Below are 20180 nucleotides of genomic sequence, written 5' to 3' on the forward strand. Positions count from 1 at the left end.
GGCCCGGCAGGTGGCGTACGTACACCACCTGCCGGAGCCCACCGTCCGACGCGCGCCTCAGTTGACGACGATGGCGGTCTCGTTGTTGCTCAGATCGGGATCGAAGGCGCTGATCCGCAGATCGGGGTTCTCGTTGAGCGTGACCGCGCTCCCCGTGGCGCCCGGCACGACCCGGTCGATCCGGAGCGAGAAGGAGAAGCTCAGGCTGCCGCTGTTGTCCAGGTACGTGGGCGTGGCGCAGGCGTAGCGGGGCGCCCCGAGCTGCGGGCGCTGCCACTCGCCGGCCGCGTTCTGCGCGGAGCAGCTGTCGGGCTTCTGGGTGACGGTCGCGCCCTCGGGGATGTTCACGACGACGGTCATGGGCTCGCCCGCGTACAGCGAGGAGATCCACGCCGGGCCGTCGTTCGTCACCGTGACGGACGCGGTGACGGTCTCACCGGCGGCGCCGGACACCGCGCTGCCGGTCAGCCGCAGATCGGCGGTGTTGACGGCCTTGAGGGACGCCGAGCCGTATGCGCTCGGTGTCTCGGCGCCGGGCGTCTGTCCCGGGAGCGCGCGGGCGGCGAGCGGGGCTCCGGTGCCCCGGACGAACGTCCACATCGCGCGCGCCTCCGCCAGCGCCTCGGCGGAGTACGGCTCCACCCAGTAGTCGAAGCGGTCGTACATCATGAAGCTCTTGGAGGTCAGCCGTCCGGCGTCGAGCGCGTACACCCCGCCTGCGGCCAGCGGCTCGTCCAGTACGCACACCGCGCGTCCGGCGACCGAATCGCCGGTGGGGGAGCTGTCGGCGTACTCGCAGTTGCCGTACCGGGTGGCGAAGTCCAGTCCCTTGGACGCGTACAGCCACAGCAGGGTGCGGCCCGTGGGCTTGTTGCCGTGGTTGGTCACGACGAGCGGCAGCTCGATGTCCGCGCCCGCCACCAGCCCCGTACGCTCCCGCAGCTGGCCGACGCCCAGCTCGGGACCGTCGACCACGGTGACAGTGGTCTCCGCCCAGGAGGTGCTGAACTCGCCTGCCCGGGCCGTGTAGTTGACGGTCCCGGCCGTCCCGTTGGCCGCGCCCGCCCTGGCGCGCAGGGTGACCCGGGCCGCCGGGACCGTCGGGGTCAGCGGGGTCTCGGCGAACGCGCACTCACCGACGACCTTGCGGTCCCCGCCCGTTCCGCTGACTTTCTCGGCGCAGTTGGCGGGCCAGGTGATGTCGGCGACGGCCGCCAGATCCGTGACATCGACGGTGAGCGTGCCTCCGGGCACCTCGACCCGCTCGTTGTCGTGGTAGACGCCGATGTTCAGTGTCTTCGCCGGCACGGTGCCGTCGGCCGCGGGCCCCGGCAGCGACAGCTCGTACGGCGCGTCGATCCAGATCCGGTCGGTGTCCTCGTCACCGGCGTACGCGGGGCCCGCCCCGGCGGCGAGGAGGGCGGACACGGCGAGAAGCGGGGTGAGCAGACGGGATATCCGGGGCATCCGGGATCCCCGTCCGTTCCGGAACGCGTGGTGTGGCCGGTGCGGCTTCAAAAGTGACTCCCCGTTGATGATCGTGTACCTGACGACGATCATCATGGCCCGGGAGCCACACGGGCGGTAGTGCGCGCCGCTGAGCCGGAACGCGGCGGCGACCGGGCTCAGACCGCCCCGAACTAACTAGCCCCGCCGGATCCGCTCCGGCGGGGCTCCCGCGATACGTCGTCAGACCGTCACGCCGGGCGGAGCCACAGCGTCGCCAGGGGTGGCAGGGTCAGCTGGAGCGAGACCGGGCGGCCGTGGGCGGACACCGGGTCGGGCTTCACGGGGTCCGGGTTGGTCACGCCACTGCCGCCGTAGCGGGTGGCGTCGGTGTTGAGGATCTCCGTCCAGGCGCCGAACTCCTCGGGTACGCCCAGCCGGTAGCCCTCGCGGACCACCGGCGAGAAGTGGGAGACCGCCAGCAGCGGCGAGCCCGTCGCGTCGAAGCGCAGGAACGCGAAGACGTTGTCCTCGCCCGCGTCCCCGTCGACCCAGGCGAACCCCTCCGGCACGGTGTCGCGCTCCCAGAGCGCGGGCGTCGCGCCGTACGCCCTGTTCAGATCGCGGACCAGGTCCCGTACGCCCCGGTGGTCGCTCTCCGCCGCGTACGAGGGGTCGAGCAGCCACCAGTCCGGGCCGTGGCCCTCGGACCACTCGGCGCCCTGGGCGAACTCCTGCCCCATGAAGAGGAGTTGCTTGCCGGGGTGGGCCCACATGAAGCCCAGATAGGCGCGTTCGTCGGCGCGCTGCTGCCACCAGTCGCCGGGCATCTTGGAGACCAGCGCGCGCTTGCCGTGCACCACCTCGTCGTGCGAGATGGGCAGGACGTAGTTCTCGCTGTACGCGTACACCATGGAGAACGTCATCTCGCCGTGGTGGTACTTGCGGTGCACCGGCTCCTTGGCCATGTACTCCAGCGAGTCGTGCATCCACCCCATGTTCCACTTCAGCCCGAAGCCCAGCCCGCCGAAACCGTCGGGCCCCACATGGTGGGTGGCGCGCGTGACACCGTTCCACGCGGTGGACTCCTCGGCGATCGTCACCACCCCCGGGCAGCGGCGGTAGACGGTCGCGTTCATCTCCTGGAGGAAGGCGACCGCGTCCAGATTCTCCCGGCCACCGCGCTCGTTGGGCGACCACTGGCCCTCCTCGCGCGAGTAGTCGAGGTAGAGCATCGAGGCGACCGCGTCAACCCGCAGCCCGTCGACATGGAACTCCTCGCACCAGTAAACGGCGTTCGCCACAAGGAAGTTGCGCACTTCCGTACGGCCGTAGTCGAACTCCAGCGTGCCCCAGTCCGGGTGCTCGGCCCGGCGCGGGTCCTCGGGCTCGTACAGCGGTCTGCCGTCGAACCGCGCCAGCGCCCACTCGTCCTTCGGGAAGTGTGCGGGCACCCAGTCGACGATCACCCCGATCCCCGCCCGGTGCAGCGCGTCCACCAGGAAGCGGAAGTCGTCCGGTGTGCCCATCCGGGAGGTCGGCGCGTAGAAGCCGGTGACCTGATAGCCCCAGGACCCCCCGAAGGGATGCTCGGCGACCGGCATCAGCTCGACATGCGTGAAACCCAGATCCTTCACGTACGCGGGGAGTTGGGCCGCCAGTTGACGGTACGTCAGTCCCGGTCGCCAGGAGCCGAGATGGACCTCGTAGACGGAGAACGGCGCCTCGTGCACCGGCCGGTCACCGCGGTGCGCCAGCCACCGCGCGTCGCCCCACTCGTAGCGCGACTCGGTCACGACGGACGCCGTCGCGGGCGGTACCTCCGTACGCCGGGCCATCGGGTCGGCGCGCACGGTGTGGGTGCCGTCGGCCCGCGCGATGTCGAACTTGTACAGCGCGCCGTCACCGATCCCCGGCACGAACAGCTCCCACACACCGGTGGAGCCGAGCGACCGCATCGGCAGGCTCGTGCCGTCCCAGTAGGTGAAGTCCCCGGTGACCCGTACGCCCCGGGCGTTGGGCGCCCAGACCGTGAAGCGGGTGCCGGTCACCCCCTGGTGTGTCATGACCCGCGCGCCCAGCGCCTGCCACAGCTCCTCGTGCCGGCCCTCGCCGATCAGATGCAGATCGAGATCGCCGAGCGCGGGCAGGAAGCGGTACGGGTCCTGGATCTCCAGCTCGTCGGGGTTCTCGGCGGTGTCCCCGTACCGCACGAGCAGCGTGTACTCCGGTACGCGGGCCAGCGGCAGCACCCCGGAGAAGAGCCCGTCCCCGTCGTCGTCGAGCGCCGTTCCCGCGCCGTCGACGACGACTGTGACGGCGCGGGCGTACGGGCGCAGCGCGCGGAACAGCACCCCGGCGCAGGCACCCGAGCCGTCCGCCACCGGATGCGCCCCCAGCAGCCCGTGTGGATCGTGGTGCGCGCCGGCGAGCAGCCGCTCCCGGTCACCCCCGTCGAGCGGCGGCGCGGTCCGCGTCGCCGGGGATACGGCGGTGGTGGCGGATGCGGTGTCCGTGGCAGCGGTGGTGGCGGTAACGGCGGCCGGCTTCGCGCGCGGGCGGGGAGTCGTCGGTGTCTGCGCCTTGGACTGTCCCCGTTTGGCGGCGGCGCGCGCGGGTTTCTTCCGCGCCTTCGGTGAGGTGGCGGGCGCCGGCACGGACCGGGCGGCGGCGGGGCTCTCCGGCTGGGGCGGGCGGTCGGACGGCGTGCGGGCGCTCACGGGGGTGGGCCTCCTCGGCAGGGGTCACAGGGGGTCACGGGGCATGGAGGGGCATGGAGGGGCAAGAGGAGTGCGGGAGTTGGAGCCGCAAGGGAGTGTGGGTGGATTCGGTTACGGGGGCGGGGAGGGGCGGCCGGCGTTCCGGGTCAGGCGCCCGCGGCCAGTCTGCGGATCGCCGCCATCGGGACGGGGAGCCAGTCGGGGCGGTGCCTGGCCTCGTACAGGACCTCGTACACCGCCTTGTCGGTCTCGTACGCGCGCAGCAGCTCCGGTTCCGCGCGCGGGTCGGTGCCGGAGGCCGCCGCGTAGCCCTCGCAGTAGGCGGCCCGGCAGCGCGCCGCCCAGTCCGGGCGCCACGGTTCGTGCGAGCGGGCCGCGTAGTCGAAGGAGCGCAGCATGCCCGCGACATCGCGGACCGGTGGCTGCGGACGGCGCCGCTCCGCGAGCGGCCGGGCCGGCTCGCCCTCGAAGTCGATGACCGACCAGCGGCCGTCCGGGGTCCGCAGTGTCTGCCCCAGATGCAGATCGCCGTGGACCCGCTGCGCGAGCCGCCCGCGGCCGGCCTCGGCCGGCCCGGCGAGCGCGTCGAAGGCGGCGCGCAGCCCGGGGACATACGGCCGGAGCGCGGGCACCGCCTGCGCCGCCGCCGTCAGCCGCTCGTGCATGCCGGTGGCGACCAGCCCCGACTGCCGCCGGCCGAGGGTGACGGTGGGCAGCGCGCGGGCCAGCGCGGTGTGCACCTCGGCGGTGGCCCGGCCGAGCGCGCGGGCCTCCGCGGTGAACTCCCCGCCGTGCGTGAGCGCGCTGAGCGCCAGTTGCCAGCCGTCCCGCGAACCGCGCAGATACGGCTGGAGCACACCGAGCGTCAGTGTGTCGCCGCCGCCCGCCGGGTCGGCCGCCTCGAACCAGCCGACCGGCGCGGGCACCCGCCCGCAGCCCTCGGCGGCCAGCGCGAGCGGCAGTTCCAGATCCGGATGCGGGCCGGGGAAGACCCGGCGCAGGATCTTCAGGATGTACGCGTCACCCCCGGAGCCGTCACCCCCGGAGCCGTCACCCCCGGAGCCGTCGCCCCCGGAGCTGCCACCCCCGTCACCCGCGCCCCCGGCCGTCCCGTCCCCGTACACCAGCGACGTGTTCGACTGCTCCGCGTCGAGCAGCCGCCCGGTGAGTCCGGCCGGGATCGGGTCCGTCCGTTCGAAGCGCAGCGGCCCGGGCACGCCGGGCGTCCGCAGCCGTTCCAGCAGGAGTTCGGCCAGCAGGGGATCGTGCAGGCCCTCGTACACGGTGTGGCCGGCCAGCGGTCCCCGGTCCACGCGGCCGATCAGCGCGGGGGCCAGCTGGGGCGGCAGCGACGCCCTGACGCCGATCAGCAGTTGATAGCAGTCACCGGCCGTCGTCCCACCGGGTGGCGACGAGGCCGCGCCCGGGGGGACGGCGGAGGTGGGGATCGATGGCGCGGACCCCGGTCCGCCGCGCTGTTCGACCCGTACGAGCAGATGCAGCAGCCCCGGACCACCCGCGGCCATCGGCAGCAGCTCCGTGACCGCCACCGGTACGAACCCGGTGATCGGGCGGCCCTTGCCCGCGAACCAGCGCCTGCGCGGCAGCCAGTCGTGGAGCAGCGGCGCGAGCGAGCCGACCAGCGTGCGCGCGTCGGCGGACGGCGGGGCGGGCGACACGGCGGGCACCTCAGCGGGCGAAGCGTTGAGAAGGCGCGGGGTAATCCGGGTGGATGCAGCCTTCGACATGGCATCGCGTCCTTTCCCCGGGCACACCACAGGATGCGCAGAGTGTCCCGGATTGCGGCAATGGCTGTCCGGCTGTGCGGGACGTGTCGGGTGAGGATGATCCGTACGGATCGATTCCGTACGAACCTGATACGAATTTGATCGAATCGATCGAACTGGATGTGGAATCGAACGGGATGTGCAGAGGAGCGTGCCCCGTGCGAAGCGGAAGAAACCGCCACGCACGGGACCACCGGGCCGGGCCGCGGGGACCGTCGGACCGGGCCGCGGCACCCACCGGATCAGGCCGCGGTATCCATCGAACCAGACCCGTGTTACCGCCGGATCAGGCCGGTGTGACCGGTGTGACCGGAGTACCGTCCTTCCGCAGCCGGAACCAGTAGAAGCCGTGACCCGCGAGCGTCAGCAGATACGGCCACTCACCGATGGCCGGGAACCGCACCCCGCCGATCAGCTCCACCGGATGCCGCCCGCTGAACGACTTCAGGTCCAGCTCCGTGGGCTGCGCGAACCGCGAGAAGTTGTGGACGCAGAGCACCAGGTCATCGCCGTCCCCCTGCTCCGAGGGCGCCTCGCGCAGGAACGCCAGCACCGCCGGGTTCGACGACGGCAGCTCGGTGTACGAGCCGAGCCCGAAGGCCGGGTTCTGCTTCCGGATCTCGATCATCCGGCGTGTCCAGTGCAGCAGCGAGGACGGCGACGCCATCGCCGCCTCCACATTGGTGACCTGGTACCCGTAGACCGGGTCCATGATCGTCGGCAGATAGAGCCGGCCCGGGTCGCTGGACGAGAAGCCCGCGTTCCGGTCGGGCGTCCACTGCATCGGGGTCCGTACGGCGTCCCGGTCGCCCAGCCAGATGTTGTCGCCCATCCCGATCTCGTCCCCGTAGTAGAGGATCGGGGAGCCGGGCAGCGACAGCAGCAGCGCGGTGAACAGCTCGATCTGGTTGCGGTCGTTGTCCAGCAGGGGGGCCAGCCGCCGCCGGATGCCGATATTGGCGCGCATCCGCGGGTCTTTCGCGTACTCCGCGTACATGTAGTCGCGTTCTTCGTCCGTGACCATTTCGAGGGTCAGCTCGTCATGGTTGCGCAGGAAGATTCCCCACTGGCAGCCGGTCGGGATCGCCGGGGTCTTCGCCAGGATTTCCGACACCGGATAGCGCGATTCGCGCCGTACCGCCATGAAGATGCGCGGCATCACCGGGAAGTGGAACGCCATATGGCATTCGTCGCCGCCCTTCTGGAAGTCGCCGAAGTAGTCGACGACGTCCTCCGGCCACTGGTTGGCCTCGGCGAGCAGCACCGTGTCCGGGTAGTGCGCGTCGATCTCCGCGCGGACCCGCTTGAGGAACGCGTGGGTGGCCGGCAGGTTCTCGCAGTTGGTGTTCTCCCGCTGGTACAGATACGGCACGGCGTCCAGCCGGAAGCCGTCGATGCCCAGGTCGAGCCAGAACCGCAGCGCGGAGATGATCTCCTCCTGCACCTTCGGGTTCTCGTAGTTGAGATCCGGCTGGTGGGAGAAGAACCGGTGCCAGTAGTACTGCTTGCGCACCGGGTCGAAGGTCCAGTTGGACGTCTCCGTGTCGACGAAGATGATCCGGGCGTCCTGGTACTGCTTGTCGTCGTCGGCCCAGACGTAGTAGTCGCCGTACGGGCCCTCGGGGTCCTTTCTGGACTCCTGGAACCACTCGTGCTGATCGCTCGTGTGGTTCATGACGAAGTCGATGACCACACGCATACCGCGCTGGTGCGTGGCGTCGACGAACTCCACGAAATCGGCGAGATCACCGAATTCCGGGAGGACGGCCGTGTAGTCGGAGACGTCGTAGCCGCCGTCGCGCAGCGGCGACTTGAAGAAGGGCGGCAGCCAGAGACAGTCGACACCGAGCCACTGGAGATAGTCCAGCTTGGCGGTGATTCCCTTGAGGTCGCCGATTCCGTCGCCGTTGCTGTCCTGGAACGAACGCACCAGGACCTCGTAGAAGACGGCTCGCTTGAACCAGTCGGGATGGCGGTCCTTGACCGGGGTGTCCTCGAATGTGTCGTGGACGGGCTCGTTGACGATCATGATGTGGGTGACCCTCCGATCGGCGGGGACGGTCGCAGCACCACGATGTGCGCGGGCGTGACGCCCGGCTCCAGTCGCACATAGGTGGAGCTGCCCCAGTGATAGGTCTGGCCGGTCAGCTCGTCGCGTACCGGAACGGTCTCGTGCCGGGAGAGGCCGAGCCGCTCCATGTCCAACGAGACCGTCGCCTCCTGGGTGTGGTGAGGGTCGAGGTTGACGACCACCAGAACGATGTCCGTGCCCGACCTCTTGCTGTACGCGATGACCGCGTCGTTGTCGGCGTGGTGGAAGTGGATGTCACGCAGCTGCTGGAGGGCCGGGTGCCGCCGTCTGATCCGGTTCAGCGTGGTGATCAGGGGGGCGATCGTACGGCCCTCACGCTCGGCCGCTTCCCAGTCCCGGGGCCTCAGCTGATACTTCTCCGAGTCAAGGTACTCCTCGCTGCCCGGTTTGGCGGGGGAGTTCTCGCAGAGTTCATATCCCGCGTACACGCCCCATGACGGGGACATGGTCGCGGCGAGTACGGCTCTGACCTCGAACGCCGGACGGCCGCCGTTCTGGAGGTAGGAGTGCAGGATGTCGGGCGTGTTGACGAAGAAGTTCGGCCGCATCGTCGCGGCGGACTCCCCGGACAGCTCCGTCAGGTACTCCGTCAGCTCCCCCTTGCCGTTCCGCCAGGTGAAGTACGTATACGACTGCTGGAAGCCGACCGCGGCGAGTGTGCGCATCATCGCCGGGCGGGTGAACGCCTCGGCCAGGAAGATCACATCGGGATCGGTCCGGTTGATGTTCGCGATCACCTTCTCCCAGAAGAGGACCGGTTTCGTATGCGGATTGTCGACGCGGAAGATCCGTACGCCGTGCCCCATCCAGTACCGCAGCACCCGTACGGTCTCCCGGACCAGACCGCGCAGATCGCTGTCGAAGGCGATCGGGACGATGTCCTGGTACTTCTTCGGCGGGTTCTCGGCGTACGCGATCGAGCCGTCCGCGCGGTGGTGGAACCACTCGGGGTGCTTGGCGACCCACGGGTGGTCCGGCGAGCACTGGAGCGCGAAGTCGAGCGCGATCTCCATCCGCAGGGTGCGGGCCGTCTCGACGAAGTGGTCGAAGTCCTCGATCGTGCCCAGCGCGGGGTGGACCGCGTCATGGCCGCCGTCGGCCGAGCCGATCGCCCAGGGCACACCGACATCGTCGGGCCCGGCGGTCAGGCTGTTGTTGGCACCCTTGCGGTGGGTGGTGCCGATGGGGTGGATGGGCGGCAGATACACCACGTCGAAGCCCATCGCGGCCACCGCGGGCAGCCGTTCGGCGGCCGTCCGGAACGTGCCGCCGACCGGTGGCACGCCCTTTCCGACCACCGCGCCCTCGGAGCGCGGGAACAGCTCGTACCACGAGCCGTACAGCGCGCGCCGGCGCTCCACCAGCAGCGGCGCCGGGCGGGAGGCGGTGACCAGATCGCGCAGCGGATGGCGCGCGAGCACCGCGTCGACCTCCGGCGCGAGCGCCGCTTCCAGCCGCGCCCGCGCGGGCAGCGCGGTGTCGCGCAGGGTGTCGGCGGCGGCCAGGACGGTCTCCCGCCCGTCCCGCTTCGGCACCCCGGCGGCGGCCCGGTCGTACAGCGCGGCGCCCTCGGCGAGGACGAGCGCGATGTCCTTCGGGTCGTCACCCGCCGGAATCTTGACGGTGGCGGCGTGGCGCCAGGTGGCGACGGGGTCGCTCCACGCCTCGACGGTGTAGGACCAGCGGCCTTCCTCGGTCGGGGTGACCTCGGCGCCCCAGCGGTCGCTGCCGGGGGCGAGTTCGGTCATCGGGGTCCAGGGGCCGGGGCGGCCACCGGGGTCCAGGAGGACGACATTGGCCGCGACGGCGTCATGGCCCTCGCGGAAGACGGTCGCGGTGACCTGGAAGGACTCACCGCTCACCGCCTTCGCGGGGCGTCTGCCGCAGTCGACGAGCGGGCGTACGTCCAGGACGGGGATACGGCCAATCAGCGGTTTCACGGGATCACCTGAGTGCTGTGCGGGCGTGACAGGCAGGGCGGGTGGAGCGGATGGAGCGGGTGGAGCGGATAGAGCGGATGGTTCGGACGGATTGGATACGACGGGGTGGGAATGAGAGGTTTGGCTGAATTTTGACGGTTTGAAAGTTCTTTGTAGCTGCTCGATGGACGACTGGGAGGCTGCGAGCATGGCCGCTCCTGTCCGCGTTCACTCGAATAGCGCTGGAATCGTGTGGAGACGCGCTCGTGTGCGGTAAGTACGCCCCGTGCGTGCCGGCCGGGCGTCCGGGCCGTGCGTACCGCAGGAGCCTTCCCACTCCTCTTGGGTGAGCAATCCGGCGGATTGTTAACTACTGGGGCGTACGGACAGGCCCCCGGCGCGCCTCATCCGAAACACGGACACGAAATGCGACGCCCCGGGCGGGGCGCGGAGGCGCACGGGTGAGTGCGCGAGTGCGCCGTGGTCGCAGAGGGCACGGTGGGGCTACCGTCGAAAGCGACGGCGGGGCGCACAGCGTCGTGCGTCCCCCGGCTCGCCCGTCCCCCGGCTCGCACGCCCCCTGCGAAGGTGGAACACGTGAAGGCAATCCGTCGGTTCACCGTCCGCCCCGTCCTGCCCGAACCACTCCAACCGCTCAGCGACCTCGCCCGGAATCTGCGCTGGTCCTGGCACACCGAGACCCGAGAACTCTTCGAGGCCGTCGACCCGGCCGGCCGGCGGGGGGCCGGTGCCGATCCCGTACGGCTGCTCGGGTCGGTGTCCGCGGCGCGCCTCGACGAGCTGGCCCGGGACCAGCCCTTCCTCGACCGGCTCAACGCCGCCGCCGCCGATCTCGACACCTACCTGCGCGGTGACCGCTGGTACCAGGACCAGGACGGCGGAGGCGGCGGCGCGGGCCCGGGCGCCGAGGGGGGCGGCGCCGCGCTGCCCGCCGCCATCGGCTACTTCTCGCCGGAGTTCGGGGTGACGGCGGCCCTGCCGCAGTACTCCGGCGGCCTCGGCATCCTCGCCGGGGACCACCTCAAGGCCGCCAGCGACCTCGGCGTGCCGCTCATCGGCGTCGGACTGCTCTACCGGCACGGCTACTTCCGCCAGTCGCTCTCCCGCGACGGCTGGCAGCAGGAGCAGTACCCGGTCCTCGACCCCGACGAACTGCCCCTGACCCCGCTCCGCGAGGCCGACGGCACCCCCGTCCGGGTCGCCCTCACCCTGCCCGGCCACCGCTCGCTGCGCGCCGCCGTCTGGCAGGCGCGGGTGGGCCGCGTACCGCTGCTGCTGCTCGACTCGGACGTCGAGGAGAACGGCCCCGGCGAGCGCGGGATCACCGACCGGCTCTACGGCGGCGGCAGCGAACACCGGCTGCTCCAGGAAATGCTGCTGGGCATCGGCGGCGTCCGGGCCGTCCGGGCGTACTGCCGGCTCACCGGCCACCCGGCGCCCGAGGTGTTCCACACCAACGAGGGGCACGCCGGCTTCCTCGGCCTGGAGCGGATCCGGGAGCTGATGGCGGGTGATCCGGGCAAGGGCGGCGAGGAGGGCGGCGGCGGGCTCGGTTTCGAAGCCGCGCTGGAAGCCGTCCGCGCCGGTACGGTCTTCACCACCCACACGCCCGTGCCCGCCGGTATCGACCGCTTCGACCGCGAGCTGATCGCCCGCCACTTCGGCGACGACGGCGAACTCCCCGGCGTCGCCGCCGAACGCGTCCTCGGCCTCGGCCTGGAGACCTACCCCGGCGGCGAGCCGCACCTGTTCAACATGGCCGTCATGGGTCTGCGGCTCGCCCAGCGCGCCAACGGCGTCTCCACCCTGCACGGCGCCGTCAGCCGCGAGATGTTCGCCGGGCTCTGGCCCCACTTCGACCCGGCGGAAGTGCCCCTCACCTCCATCACCAACGGGGTGCACGCGCCGACCTGGACCGCGCCCGAGGTCACCCGGCTCGGCCCGGCCGGCGAGATCCCCGACGCCGCCCTCTGGGACGTCCGGCGCACCCTGCGCGAACGGCTCGTCGGTGAGGTACGGACCCGGCTGCACGCCTCCTGGCTCGGACGCGGCGCCGAGGCCGCCGAACTCGGCTGGATCGACGGCGTCCTCGACCCCGACGTCCTCACCATCGGCTTCGCCCGCCGCGTCCCCTCGTACAAGCGCCTCACCCTCATGCTGCGCGACCGCGAGCGGCTGACGAATCTGCTGCTCCACCCCGAACGGCCGGTCCAGATCGTCGTCGCGGGCAAGGCCCACCCGGCGGACGACGGCGGCAAGCGGCTGGTGCGCGAGCTGGTGCGGTTCGCCGACGATCCGCGCGTCCGGCACCGCATCGTCTTCCTGCCCGACTACGGGATGGGGATGGCGCAGAACCTCTACCCCGGCTGCGACGTCTGGCTCAACAACCCGCTGCGCCCGCTGGAGGCGTGCGGCACGAGCGGGATGAAGGCCGCGCTGAACGGCTGTCTCAACCTGTCGGTGCTGGACGGCTGGTGGGACGAGTGGTTCGACCCGGACTTCGGCTGGGCCATCCCGACGGCCGACGGCGCGTACGCCGACGAGGACCGCCGCGACGACCTGGAGGCGAACGCCCTCTACGAACTCCTGGAGGACCGGATCGCGCCGCGTTTCTACGACCGGGGCGAGCCGGGCGGGCTGCCCGGGCGCTGGATCGCGATGGTCCGCCGCACCCTGACCGAGCTGGGGCCGAAGGTGCTCGCTGACCGGATGGTCCGGGAGTACGTGACCCGGCTGTACGCGCCCGCGGCCGATGCCCACCGCGCCCTCGACGGCGCCACGGCGACGGAGCTGGCGGCGTGGAAGTACCGCACGCGCACCCTGTGGCCGTATGTCTCGGTCGACCATGTGGAGGCGGTCGCGGCCAGCGGTGCGGGCGGCGAGGGCGGGGCGGGCAGCGGCGCGGAGCTGGGCTCCACGCTCTCCCTGCGGGTGAGCGTCGCCCTGGGCGAACTCCGCCCGGAGGACGTGGAGGTGCAGGCCGTCGCGGGCCGGGTCGGCGACGACGACACGATCGCGGAGGCCCGGACCTTCCCGCTCAAGCCCGCGGCCGGCCCGGATCTGGACGGCCGCTGGGTGTACGAGGGCCCGCTCGCCCTCGACCGTACGGGCCCGTACGGCTACACCGTCCGTGTCCTGCCCGCCCATCCGCTGCTGGCCACCAGCGCGGACCTGGGGCTGGTGGCGCTGCCGACGGAGGCGACGGGGGAGGGCGCGGGGGTGCTGATGCGCTGAGCGCGCGGGGCCGGTCCGTACGTACGCCAGGGACCGGCCCCGCGCGTACGTACGGACCGGCCCCGGCCCGGGCGCTCAGCGGCGCCGGACCTTGAGGACGCAGTCCGAGCGGGTGCCGGTGCGGCCGTCGGGGCTGGTGGCCTCCCGCTCGTGCTCGGTGTCGGCGAGCACCTCCCACTCCCCGTCGGGCAGTTCGAGGGAGTCGAGGACCTCCTGGCCCGAGGGGAACGAGATGTGGTGGAGGTGGTCCGCCCAGTCGGGCAGGGTGTAGTGGCCGACGATCAGCAGCACCCCGCCGGGAGCGACGGCGCCCGCCGCCCTGCGCAGGATCTCCTCGCGCGGCATGTCGTACTCGGAGTGCAGGAAGTGCGCCGAGACCAGGTCGAACGCGCCGGCGGGGAAGGACTCCGCGAAGTTGTGCCGCTCCAGCGTGACCAGACCGGTCACACCCGCCTCCGCCGCGTGCTCGGCGGTCCGGCCGAGGGCGACGGTGGAGATGTCCGTACCGGTGACGCGCCAGCCCTGCCGCGCGAGCCAGATCGCGTCGCCGCCCTCGCCGCAGCCCAGATCCAGCGCGGTGCCCGGCGTCAGACCGGCGGTTTCGGCGACCAGGGTGGGGTTGGGCTTGCCGCTCCAGATGCGGTTCTGCTCGCGGTAACGGTCGTCCCAGTGCCGCGCGTGGGCGGCGGAGGAGTCGTCGTCGGTCTTCTGCACGGGAGTGTCCTCCTGGACGACGGAGTGGGCGGTGTGAGTGGTGTGGGTGTCGAGGATGCCGTGCCGGTGCGGGGTCATGGTGCGCTCGGCGGCCTCCCGCTCGCGCTGGGCGGAGAACGGCGTCCGGCGCTCGGTGACGGCGCGGTGGATGTCCGCGTTGACGAGATCGGCGTTGATCGCGGCAGCCGCCGTGACACCCGCCGCGGCGGCGGCGCCGACCTGGGCGAAGAGGTTGGTGATGTTGCCCGCCACCCACACCCCGGGGACCTCCGTGGCGCCGGTGGGATCGGCGGCGACGGCGGAGCCGACCACGTGCCCGGACCGCTCCACCTCGGTGCCGGTGAGGCCGAGACCGGCGAGGAAGCCGGCGCGGGCGGTGAAGCGGGGCGCGATCACCAGGGCCCGGCAGGGCAGAATCCGGCCGTCTGCCAGCCGTACCCCGGCGAGCCGGTCGCCGGAGTCCGTGGTCACCGCGTCCACCACGCCGTCCACCACGGCGATATCGCGGGCGGCGAGCTGCTCGTACTCCTCGTCCGTCGGCTCGTCGGCGGTGTGCAGCAGCAGGGTGACGTCCTTGCTCCACTGCCGCCACAGCAGCGCCTGGTGCACGGCGAACGGCCCGGTCGCCAGCACGGCGATCTTCTCGTCGCGGACCTCCCAGCCGTGGCAGTACGGGCAGTGCAGTACATCCCGGCCCCAGTGCTCGGCCAGGCCCGCCACCTCGGGCAGTTCATCGGCCAGGCCGGTCGTCACGAGCAGCCGCGCCGCCGTGACGGACGAGCCGTCGTCGAGCACGACCCGGAACCCGCCGCCCGCCGCGCCGCCGTCCTTCACCGCCTCGGCCGCGACGACCCGGCCGTCCACGACCGTGCCGCCGTACGCCGCGACCTCTTCGCGCCCGGTCGCCAGCAGCTCCGCGGGCGCGGTCCCGTCCAGCCCCAGATAGCCGTGCACCCCGGCGGCCGGCGCGTTGCGGGGCTCGCCCGCGTCCACCACCAGCACGGACCGCCGGGCCCGCGCCAGCACCATCGCGCCACTCAGCCCGGCGGCCCCGCCACCGACGACCACCACGTCGTAGTGGCGGTTCCCTCGCTCGCCCATGTCCCTCATGCGCGGTACCTCCGTTCGCGTTCGACGGCCCGATCGTGCGCCCGGAGGAGGTGAACCGGCAAGAAAGCTTGCCGAGTCAGCAAAAGGCGGGGGTCACTCTTCCGTCAGTGTCGTGACGTCCGTGTTCGCGCCGCAGAGCACGACGCAGACCTTCTCGCCCTCGGCCGGGGTGTACGCCCCCGCGGTGAGCGCCGCCAGCGCGGTCGCGGCGCCGTGTTCCACGGCGATGCGGTGGTCGGCCCAGAGGGTCCGGCGCGCTGCGACGATCGCCGCGTCGGGGACCAGCACGCTGTGCGCGCCGTCCTGCTGGGCGGCGTACAGGGCGTCCGCCGAGGCGCGGGTGGCGGCCAGGGAGTCCCCGGCGACCGAGTCGACCGGGGTGTCCACCGGGCGGCCCGCTTCGAGCGCCGCGTTCAGGGCCCGGCAGTTCTCCGGCTCGACGGCGACCACCCGTACGCCGTGGTGCCGCGCCGCCGTGGCGACGCCCGCGAAGAGACCGCCGCCGCCCACCGCGACCACCACCGTGTCCAGGGACGGGAGTTGCTCGCGGATCTCGTCCAGGAGGGTGCCCGCGCCGGCCGCGACGAGCGGATGGTCGTACGCGTGCGAGGCGAGCGCCCCCGACGTGGCGGCGAAGTCCTGGCAGGCGGCCAGCGCCTCGGCGTAGACGGTCCCGGCCAGCCGTACATCGGCCCCGTACGAACGCAGCCGCGCGACCTTGACCGGCGGCGCCGTCTCCGGGAGGAAGACCGTGGCCCGTACACCGAGCCCGCGCGCGGCCCATGCGCAGGCGAGGCCCGCGTTGCCGCCGGAGGCGATGGTGACACCGGCCGCCGGGAGGGAGCCGGCCTCCGTGTGGGCGCGCAGGAAGTTCAGCGCGCCCCGTGCCTTGAAGCAGCCCGTGTGCTGGAGGTACTCCAGCGCCAGCCAGAGGTCCGGGCTGTCCGTCGGCGCGACCGGTACGCGGCGCAGCGCGCCTGCCGTACGGTCCGCCGCCTGCTTGATGTCGCCATAGGTGAGCACCGGTACGCGCCTCTTTCTGCGTCGGGATGCGGGAGTATGAGCGGTGAGTAGATACGCTGTATCGTACGCTGGCTCGCATGACCGAGCACAAGGTCGCCTCCGCCGACCGCATCGCCGCCGCCGCCCTCGCCCTCGTCGACGCGGAGGGCCCCGGCGCCCTCAGCTTCCGTACGGTCGCCGCCCGGCTCGGGGTCGCGCACGCCACCGTCCAGCGCCGCTGCACCGATCTCGCCGGGCTGCTGGACCTCTGCGCCGACCAGCTCGCCGCCGGGCTCCCCGACATCCCGCCCGGCACGGACTGGGCGCAGGCCACCGAGGCCCGGTTCCGCGGGCTGTACGAGGCGCTCACCGCCCATCCCGGGCTGCTCGCGCTGCGCGGCGGACGGCCCTGGCTGGGCCCGCGGCTGCTCGGGCGTCTGGTGGAGCCGCAGCTCGCGGCGAGCGTCGCGGCCGGGATGACGGCACGGGAGGCGATGGTCTCGTACCGCCAGCTCTATCTGCTCACCCTCGGCAGCGCGACCTTCGTCGACCACCGCGACCCGAAGGCGTCCGTGGCGCTGACCCGGACCGCGCTGGCGGCGCTCGATCCGGCGGAGTTCCCCGTGCTCACCGGGCATCTCGCCGAGATCCTGCCCCCCACGGTCGACCACGAGGTCTACTACGGGGCGCTGCGCCGGCTCGTCCGGGCCGCCGATCCCCGTCCCCGGGGCAACGCGGAGCCGCCCGGGGCGTGATGCCCCGGGCGGCCCGGTGTTCTCCGTACGGCTGTGCGTGAGTACGGCTGTGCGTCAGAACGTGAGCTTGAAGCCGTTGAGCTGGCCGGTGTCCCGGGTGAGGACGTCCTGCACCTTGAGCTGCCACGTGCCGTTCGCCGTCTCCGACGACGCGTTCACGTAGTACGTCTCGTTCACGTTCTGCGCCGAGTCGCTGCTCGCGGAACTCTTCAGCCGGTACGAGGTGCCGCTCGGGCCCACCAGGTCGATGACCAGGTCACCGCGCCAGGTGTGGGTGATGTCCACGTCGACCTGGAGGGACGACGGGGCGTTGCCCGTGACACCCGTGACCGTGAGCGGCGAGAAGACCGCCGGGCCGTTGTCCGGGATGGCGACGACGGTCGAGCTGGAGAAGACCTGGCCGGTCCCGCCGCCGCCGGTGCCCGGCCGGGCACCCACGTTGATGGCCGCCCACGCGTCCGCCACCGACTTGTACTCGTCGCTGGCCGTGCCGTACAGATCGGCCGTGACGGCGAGGGTGCCGACGCGGGCCGCCGCGTAGTTGGTCGTCGAGACGAACTTCGTGGTCAGCGCCTTGTACCAGATCTCCGACGCCTTCTCACGGCCGATGCCCGTCACCGGAAGGCCGTCGTAGGTCGGGGAGTCGTACGCCACACCGTTGATCGTCTTGGCGCCGCTGCCCTCGGAGATCAGGTAGTACCAGTGGTTCGCCGGACCCGAGGAGTAGTGGACGTCCACGCTGCCCAGCGTCGAGGACCAGTAGTCGCGCGAGACGCCGTCCCGGCTCGGCCTGTCCATGTAGCGCAGCGGGGTGCCGTTGCCGTTGATGTTGATCTTCTCGCCGACGAGGTAGTCGCCCGGGTCGTTCGGGTTGTCGGCGTAGAACTCGACGGCCGCCGCGAAGATGTCGGAGGTGGCCTCGTTGAGACCGCCGGACTCGCCGCTGTAGTTGAGCCTGGCGGTGACGGAGGTGAGGCCGTGCGTCATCTCGTGGGCGGCGACGTCGATGGACGTCAGCGGCCGGGCGTTGCCCGAACCGTCGCCGTACGTCATGCAGAAGCAGCTGTCCTGCCAGAAGGCGTTGACGTAGCCGCTGCTGTAGTGGACGCGGGAGTACGCGCCGACGCCGTCACCGCGGATACCGGTGCGGCCGTGCACGTTCTTGTAGTAGTCCCAGGTGAGCCCGGCGCCGTAGGCCGCGTCGGCGCCCGCGGTCTCCAGGTTGGCCGGCAGGCCGTTGCCCCAGATGTCGGTGGAGTTCGAGAAGAGGGTGCCGGTGCCGGAGGTACCGCGGTTCAGGTTGTACGTACGGTGGTTGCCGCGCCCGCCGTCGGTGAGGTTGAACGTGGTGCCCGACGCGGTCGAGCCCAGGGTCACCTGGCCGCTGTACTGGGTGTTGCCCACCCCGTTCTCGACGGCCTGCCACTCGTAGAGCTTGGCGCCGGTCGCCGCGTCGGTGATGACATGCAGCTCGTTGGGTGTGTCGTCGTGCTGGAACCCGCCGATGACCGTCTCGTACGCGAGGGTGGGCGTGTTCTTCGAGCCCTCTCCCAGCCAGACCACCTTGCGCGGCGCGCTCTCGGTGGCGATATCCGTGGCGTCGTTCGCCTTCGACTCCGCCGCCGCGGCGACGGCCAGGGCCAGCTTCTCGGCCTTGGCGGGTGTGACGGCGGCGGTGGTCGGGACGTTCTTCAGCGTGGCGGTGGACGCCTTGCTGACGCTCTCGGCCGCGCCGGCCTTCGACGTGGTGACGACGAGGTCGCCACCGAGGACCGGGAGGCCCTGGTACGTGCGCTCGTACCGGGTGTGCGTGGTGCCGTCGACGTCCTGGACGACGTCCCGTACGACGAGCTTCTCCTGCGCGCCCAGGCCGATGTCCTTGGCGGTCGCCGTCTTGTCGGCGTCGGCCTCACGTATCAGCGCGGTGCGCTCGGCCGGGGAGAGCGAACGCGGCAGCGCGCCGGGGTCGGCCTTGCCCGCGCGGGCGGCCGGGGCGCTGTCGGGCTGGGCGGCGGCCGTGCCGGTCTGCGCGCCGACGGCGAGCAGGGCGGCGGCGGCGATCAGCGCGCCGGCGGCGGTGGCGCGGCGGCCGGTGGCAGGTCTGACTGGTCTCACGCGAACTCCTTCTGCGAGGGGGGTGCGGGGTGACTGGGGATCAGCCGCCCGTACAGAGCAAGCGGAGCAAGGTGGTGCGGAGAGACATGGTGCCGAGAGACGTCTGCGGAGAGACGTGGTGCGGAGCGAGGTGGTGCGGAGAACGGGGGAAGAGTGGCAGGGGTGAACCCTCCCTGTCAGGAGCGCGTCAAGAAGTTGGCCGGAAATGTTCGTTGCCCGAAATTGCGTGTTCGTTAAGCGGACGTTTCGCCGGATGTCCCGCCGGTCGCCGCGCCGAACGCCGCGCCGGACTCGGACGAGGGTAGTCGGGCAGGGGCGTGTGAACGCGGTACGAAGAGCGTGTTGAGCGGCTGATACGGGCCCCGCGCGGCCCACGTGCCGGACCCGCGCCGGAGCGTGGCGCGATCCGCGCCGTGCGCGCCCCTGTTTGAGGCCGCCCCGCGCGACGTAGGTTCCTACCCGAGCCGGAAAGCCGTTCGCGACACGTCCTGGAGGGTGTGGCAGTGGGAGTGCTGAAGGGGAAGACAGCGGTCGTCACCGGGGGGTCCCGGGGCATCGGGCGCGGCATCGTGGAGCGCCTCGCCCGGGACGGCGCGCGGGTGGTGTTCAACTACGCCCGGAGCGAGGAGGCCGCCGCCGAGGTCGTCCGTACGGTCGAGGAGGCGGGCGGCAGCGCCCTCGGGATCCAGCTGGACCTGGCGGAGCCGGGAGCGGGCGAGCGGCTGATGGAGAGCGCCGAGGAGCACCTCGGACAGCTCGACATCCTCGTGAACAACGCCGCCCGGAGCTTCACCCCGGTGCCGCTCGCGGAGACCGACGAGGAGCTGTACGACACGATCATGGCCGTCAACGCCAAGTCCGTCTTCCTCACCACCCGTTACGCGGCCCGGCGGATGCGCGACGGCGGCCGGATCATCAACATCTCCAGCCTCAACACCGTCCGGCCCGCGCCGGGAATCGTGCCGTACGTGGCGAGCAAGGGCGTGGTCGAGCAGCTGACGGCGGTGGTGGCGCACGAACTGGGGCCGCGCGGGATCACGGTCAACACCGTCTCCCCGGGCGCCACCGACACCGAACTCCTCCGGGGCACCAACGCCCCCGAGATACTCGACCTGATCGTCGGCATGACCCCGCTGCGCCGGATGGGACAGCCCGCCGATGTGGCGGACGTGGTCGGCTTCCTGGCGGGCCCGGACGGCCGCTGGATCACGGGGCAGAACATCCGGGCCACGGGGGGCTTCAGCTAGGGCGTGTCTGGGCCGGGC

General features: G+C 71.9%; 11 protein-coding genes. 3 read left to right on the forward strand and 8 right to left on the reverse strand.

Annotated features, from left to right (window positions below; translation table 11 throughout):
• Positions 1-57: 57 nt before the first annotated feature.
• The 5 genes from DVK44_RS25040 to DVK44_RS25060 form a co-directional block, all read right to left on the reverse strand.
• Complete coding sequence (locus tag DVK44_RS25040; RefSeq protein WP_162794042.1) at positions 58-1467, reverse strand: hypothetical protein; 1410 nt, start codon at positions 1465-1467, stop codon at positions 58-60.
• Positions 1468-1697: 230 nt separating this feature from the next.
• Positions 1698-3881, reverse strand: coding sequence for a 1,4-alpha-glucan branching enzyme (gene glgB / locus DVK44_RS25045; protein WP_114665423.1), 2184 nt, complete (start codon positions 3879-3881; stop codon positions 1698-1700).
• Positions 3882-4312: 431 nt separating this feature from the next.
• Positions 4313-5914, reverse strand: a complete 1602-nt coding sequence (locus DVK44_RS25050; RefSeq protein WP_162794044.1) for a maltokinase N-terminal cap-like domain-containing protein — start codon at positions 5912-5914, stop codon at positions 4313-4315.
• A 325-nt stretch (positions 5915-6239) separates the two neighbouring features.
• Positions 6240-7982 carry a maltose alpha-D-glucosyltransferase gene (gene treS / locus DVK44_RS25055; protein WP_114662093.1) on the reverse strand — a complete coding sequence of 581 codons (1743 nt, stop codon included), beginning with the start codon at positions 7980-7982 and terminating at the stop codon, positions 6240-6242.
• Positions 7979-9976: an alpha-1,4-glucan--maltose-1-phosphate maltosyltransferase gene (locus DVK44_RS25060; protein WP_114665424.1), complete on the reverse strand. Its 1998-nt coding sequence runs from the start codon at positions 9974-9976 to the stop codon at positions 7979-7981. Before DVK44_RS25060 ends, treS begins: the two co-directional genes overlap by 4 nt.
• Positions 9977-10561: 585 nt before the next feature.
• Here DVK44_RS25060 and glgP point away from each other — a divergent pair.
• Positions 10562-13219: an alpha-glucan family phosphorylase gene (gene glgP, locus DVK44_RS25065; RefSeq protein ID WP_114662095.1), complete on the forward strand. Its 2658-nt coding sequence runs from the start codon at positions 10562-10564 to the stop codon at positions 13217-13219.
• Between the two features lie 75 nt (positions 13220-13294).
• Here glgP and DVK44_RS25070 read toward each other — a convergent pair whose 3' ends face one another.
• Positions 13295-15043 carry an FAD-dependent oxidoreductase gene (locus DVK44_RS25070; RefSeq protein ID WP_228447366.1) on the reverse strand — a complete coding sequence of 583 codons (1749 nt, stop codon included), beginning with the start codon at positions 15041-15043 and terminating at the stop codon, positions 13295-13297.
• Positions 15044-15136: 93 nt separating this feature from the next.
• On the reverse strand, positions 15137-16066 hold the full coding sequence (locus DVK44_RS25075) for a threonine/serine dehydratase (protein WP_114662098.1): 930 nt from the start codon (positions 16064-16066) through the stop codon (positions 15137-15139).
• Between the two features lie 77 nt (positions 16067-16143).
• Here DVK44_RS25075 and DVK44_RS25080 point away from each other — a divergent pair, with 77 nt between their 5' ends.
• Complete coding sequence (locus DVK44_RS25080) at positions 16144-16800, forward strand: TetR/AcrR family transcriptional regulator C-terminal domain-containing protein (protein WP_114662100.1); 657 nt, start codon at positions 16144-16146, stop codon at positions 16798-16800.
• Positions 16801-16854: 54 nt separating this feature from the next.
• On the opposite strand, the gene DVK44_RS25085 is transcribed toward DVK44_RS25080, so the two are convergent.
• Entirely contained in the window at positions 16855-18915 is a 2061-nt protein-coding gene (locus DVK44_RS25085; protein WP_114662102.1) for a M4 family metallopeptidase, read from the reverse strand.
• Between the two features lie 509 nt (positions 18916-19424).
• On the opposite strand from DVK44_RS25085, the gene DVK44_RS25090 reads away from it, so the two are divergent.
• Positions 19425-20162: a glucose 1-dehydrogenase gene (locus DVK44_RS25090; RefSeq protein ID WP_114665425.1), complete on the forward strand. Its 738-nt coding sequence runs from the start codon at positions 19425-19427 to the stop codon at positions 20160-20162.
• The last annotated feature ends 18 nt before the right edge of the window (positions 20163-20180 follow it).

It is taken from the genome of Streptomyces paludis (genome assembly GCF_003344965.1).
GTDB lineage: Bacteria > Actinomycetota > Actinomycetes > Streptomycetales > Streptomycetaceae > Streptomyces > Streptomyces paludis.

Coding starts and splice junctions, on each gene's coding strand:
- treS (WP_114662093.1), bottom strand. CDS start 7,982: ATGATCGTCAACGAGCCCGTCCACGACACATTCGAGGACACCCCGGTC.
- DVK44_RS25070 (WP_228447366.1), bottom strand. CDS start 15,043: ATGAGGGACATGGGCGAGCGAGGGAACCGCCACTACGACGTGGTGGTC.
- DVK44_RS25050 (WP_162794044.1), bottom strand. CDS start 5,914: ATGTCGAAGGCTGCATCCACCCGGATTACCCCGCGCCTTCTCAACGCT.
- DVK44_RS25040 (WP_162794042.1), bottom strand. CDS start 1,467: ATGCCCCGGATATCCCGTCTGCTCACCCCGCTTCTCGCCGTGTCCGCC.
- DVK44_RS25080 (WP_114662100.1), top strand. CDS start 16,144: ATGACCGAGCACAAGGTCGCCTCCGCCGACCGCATCGCCGCCGCCGCC.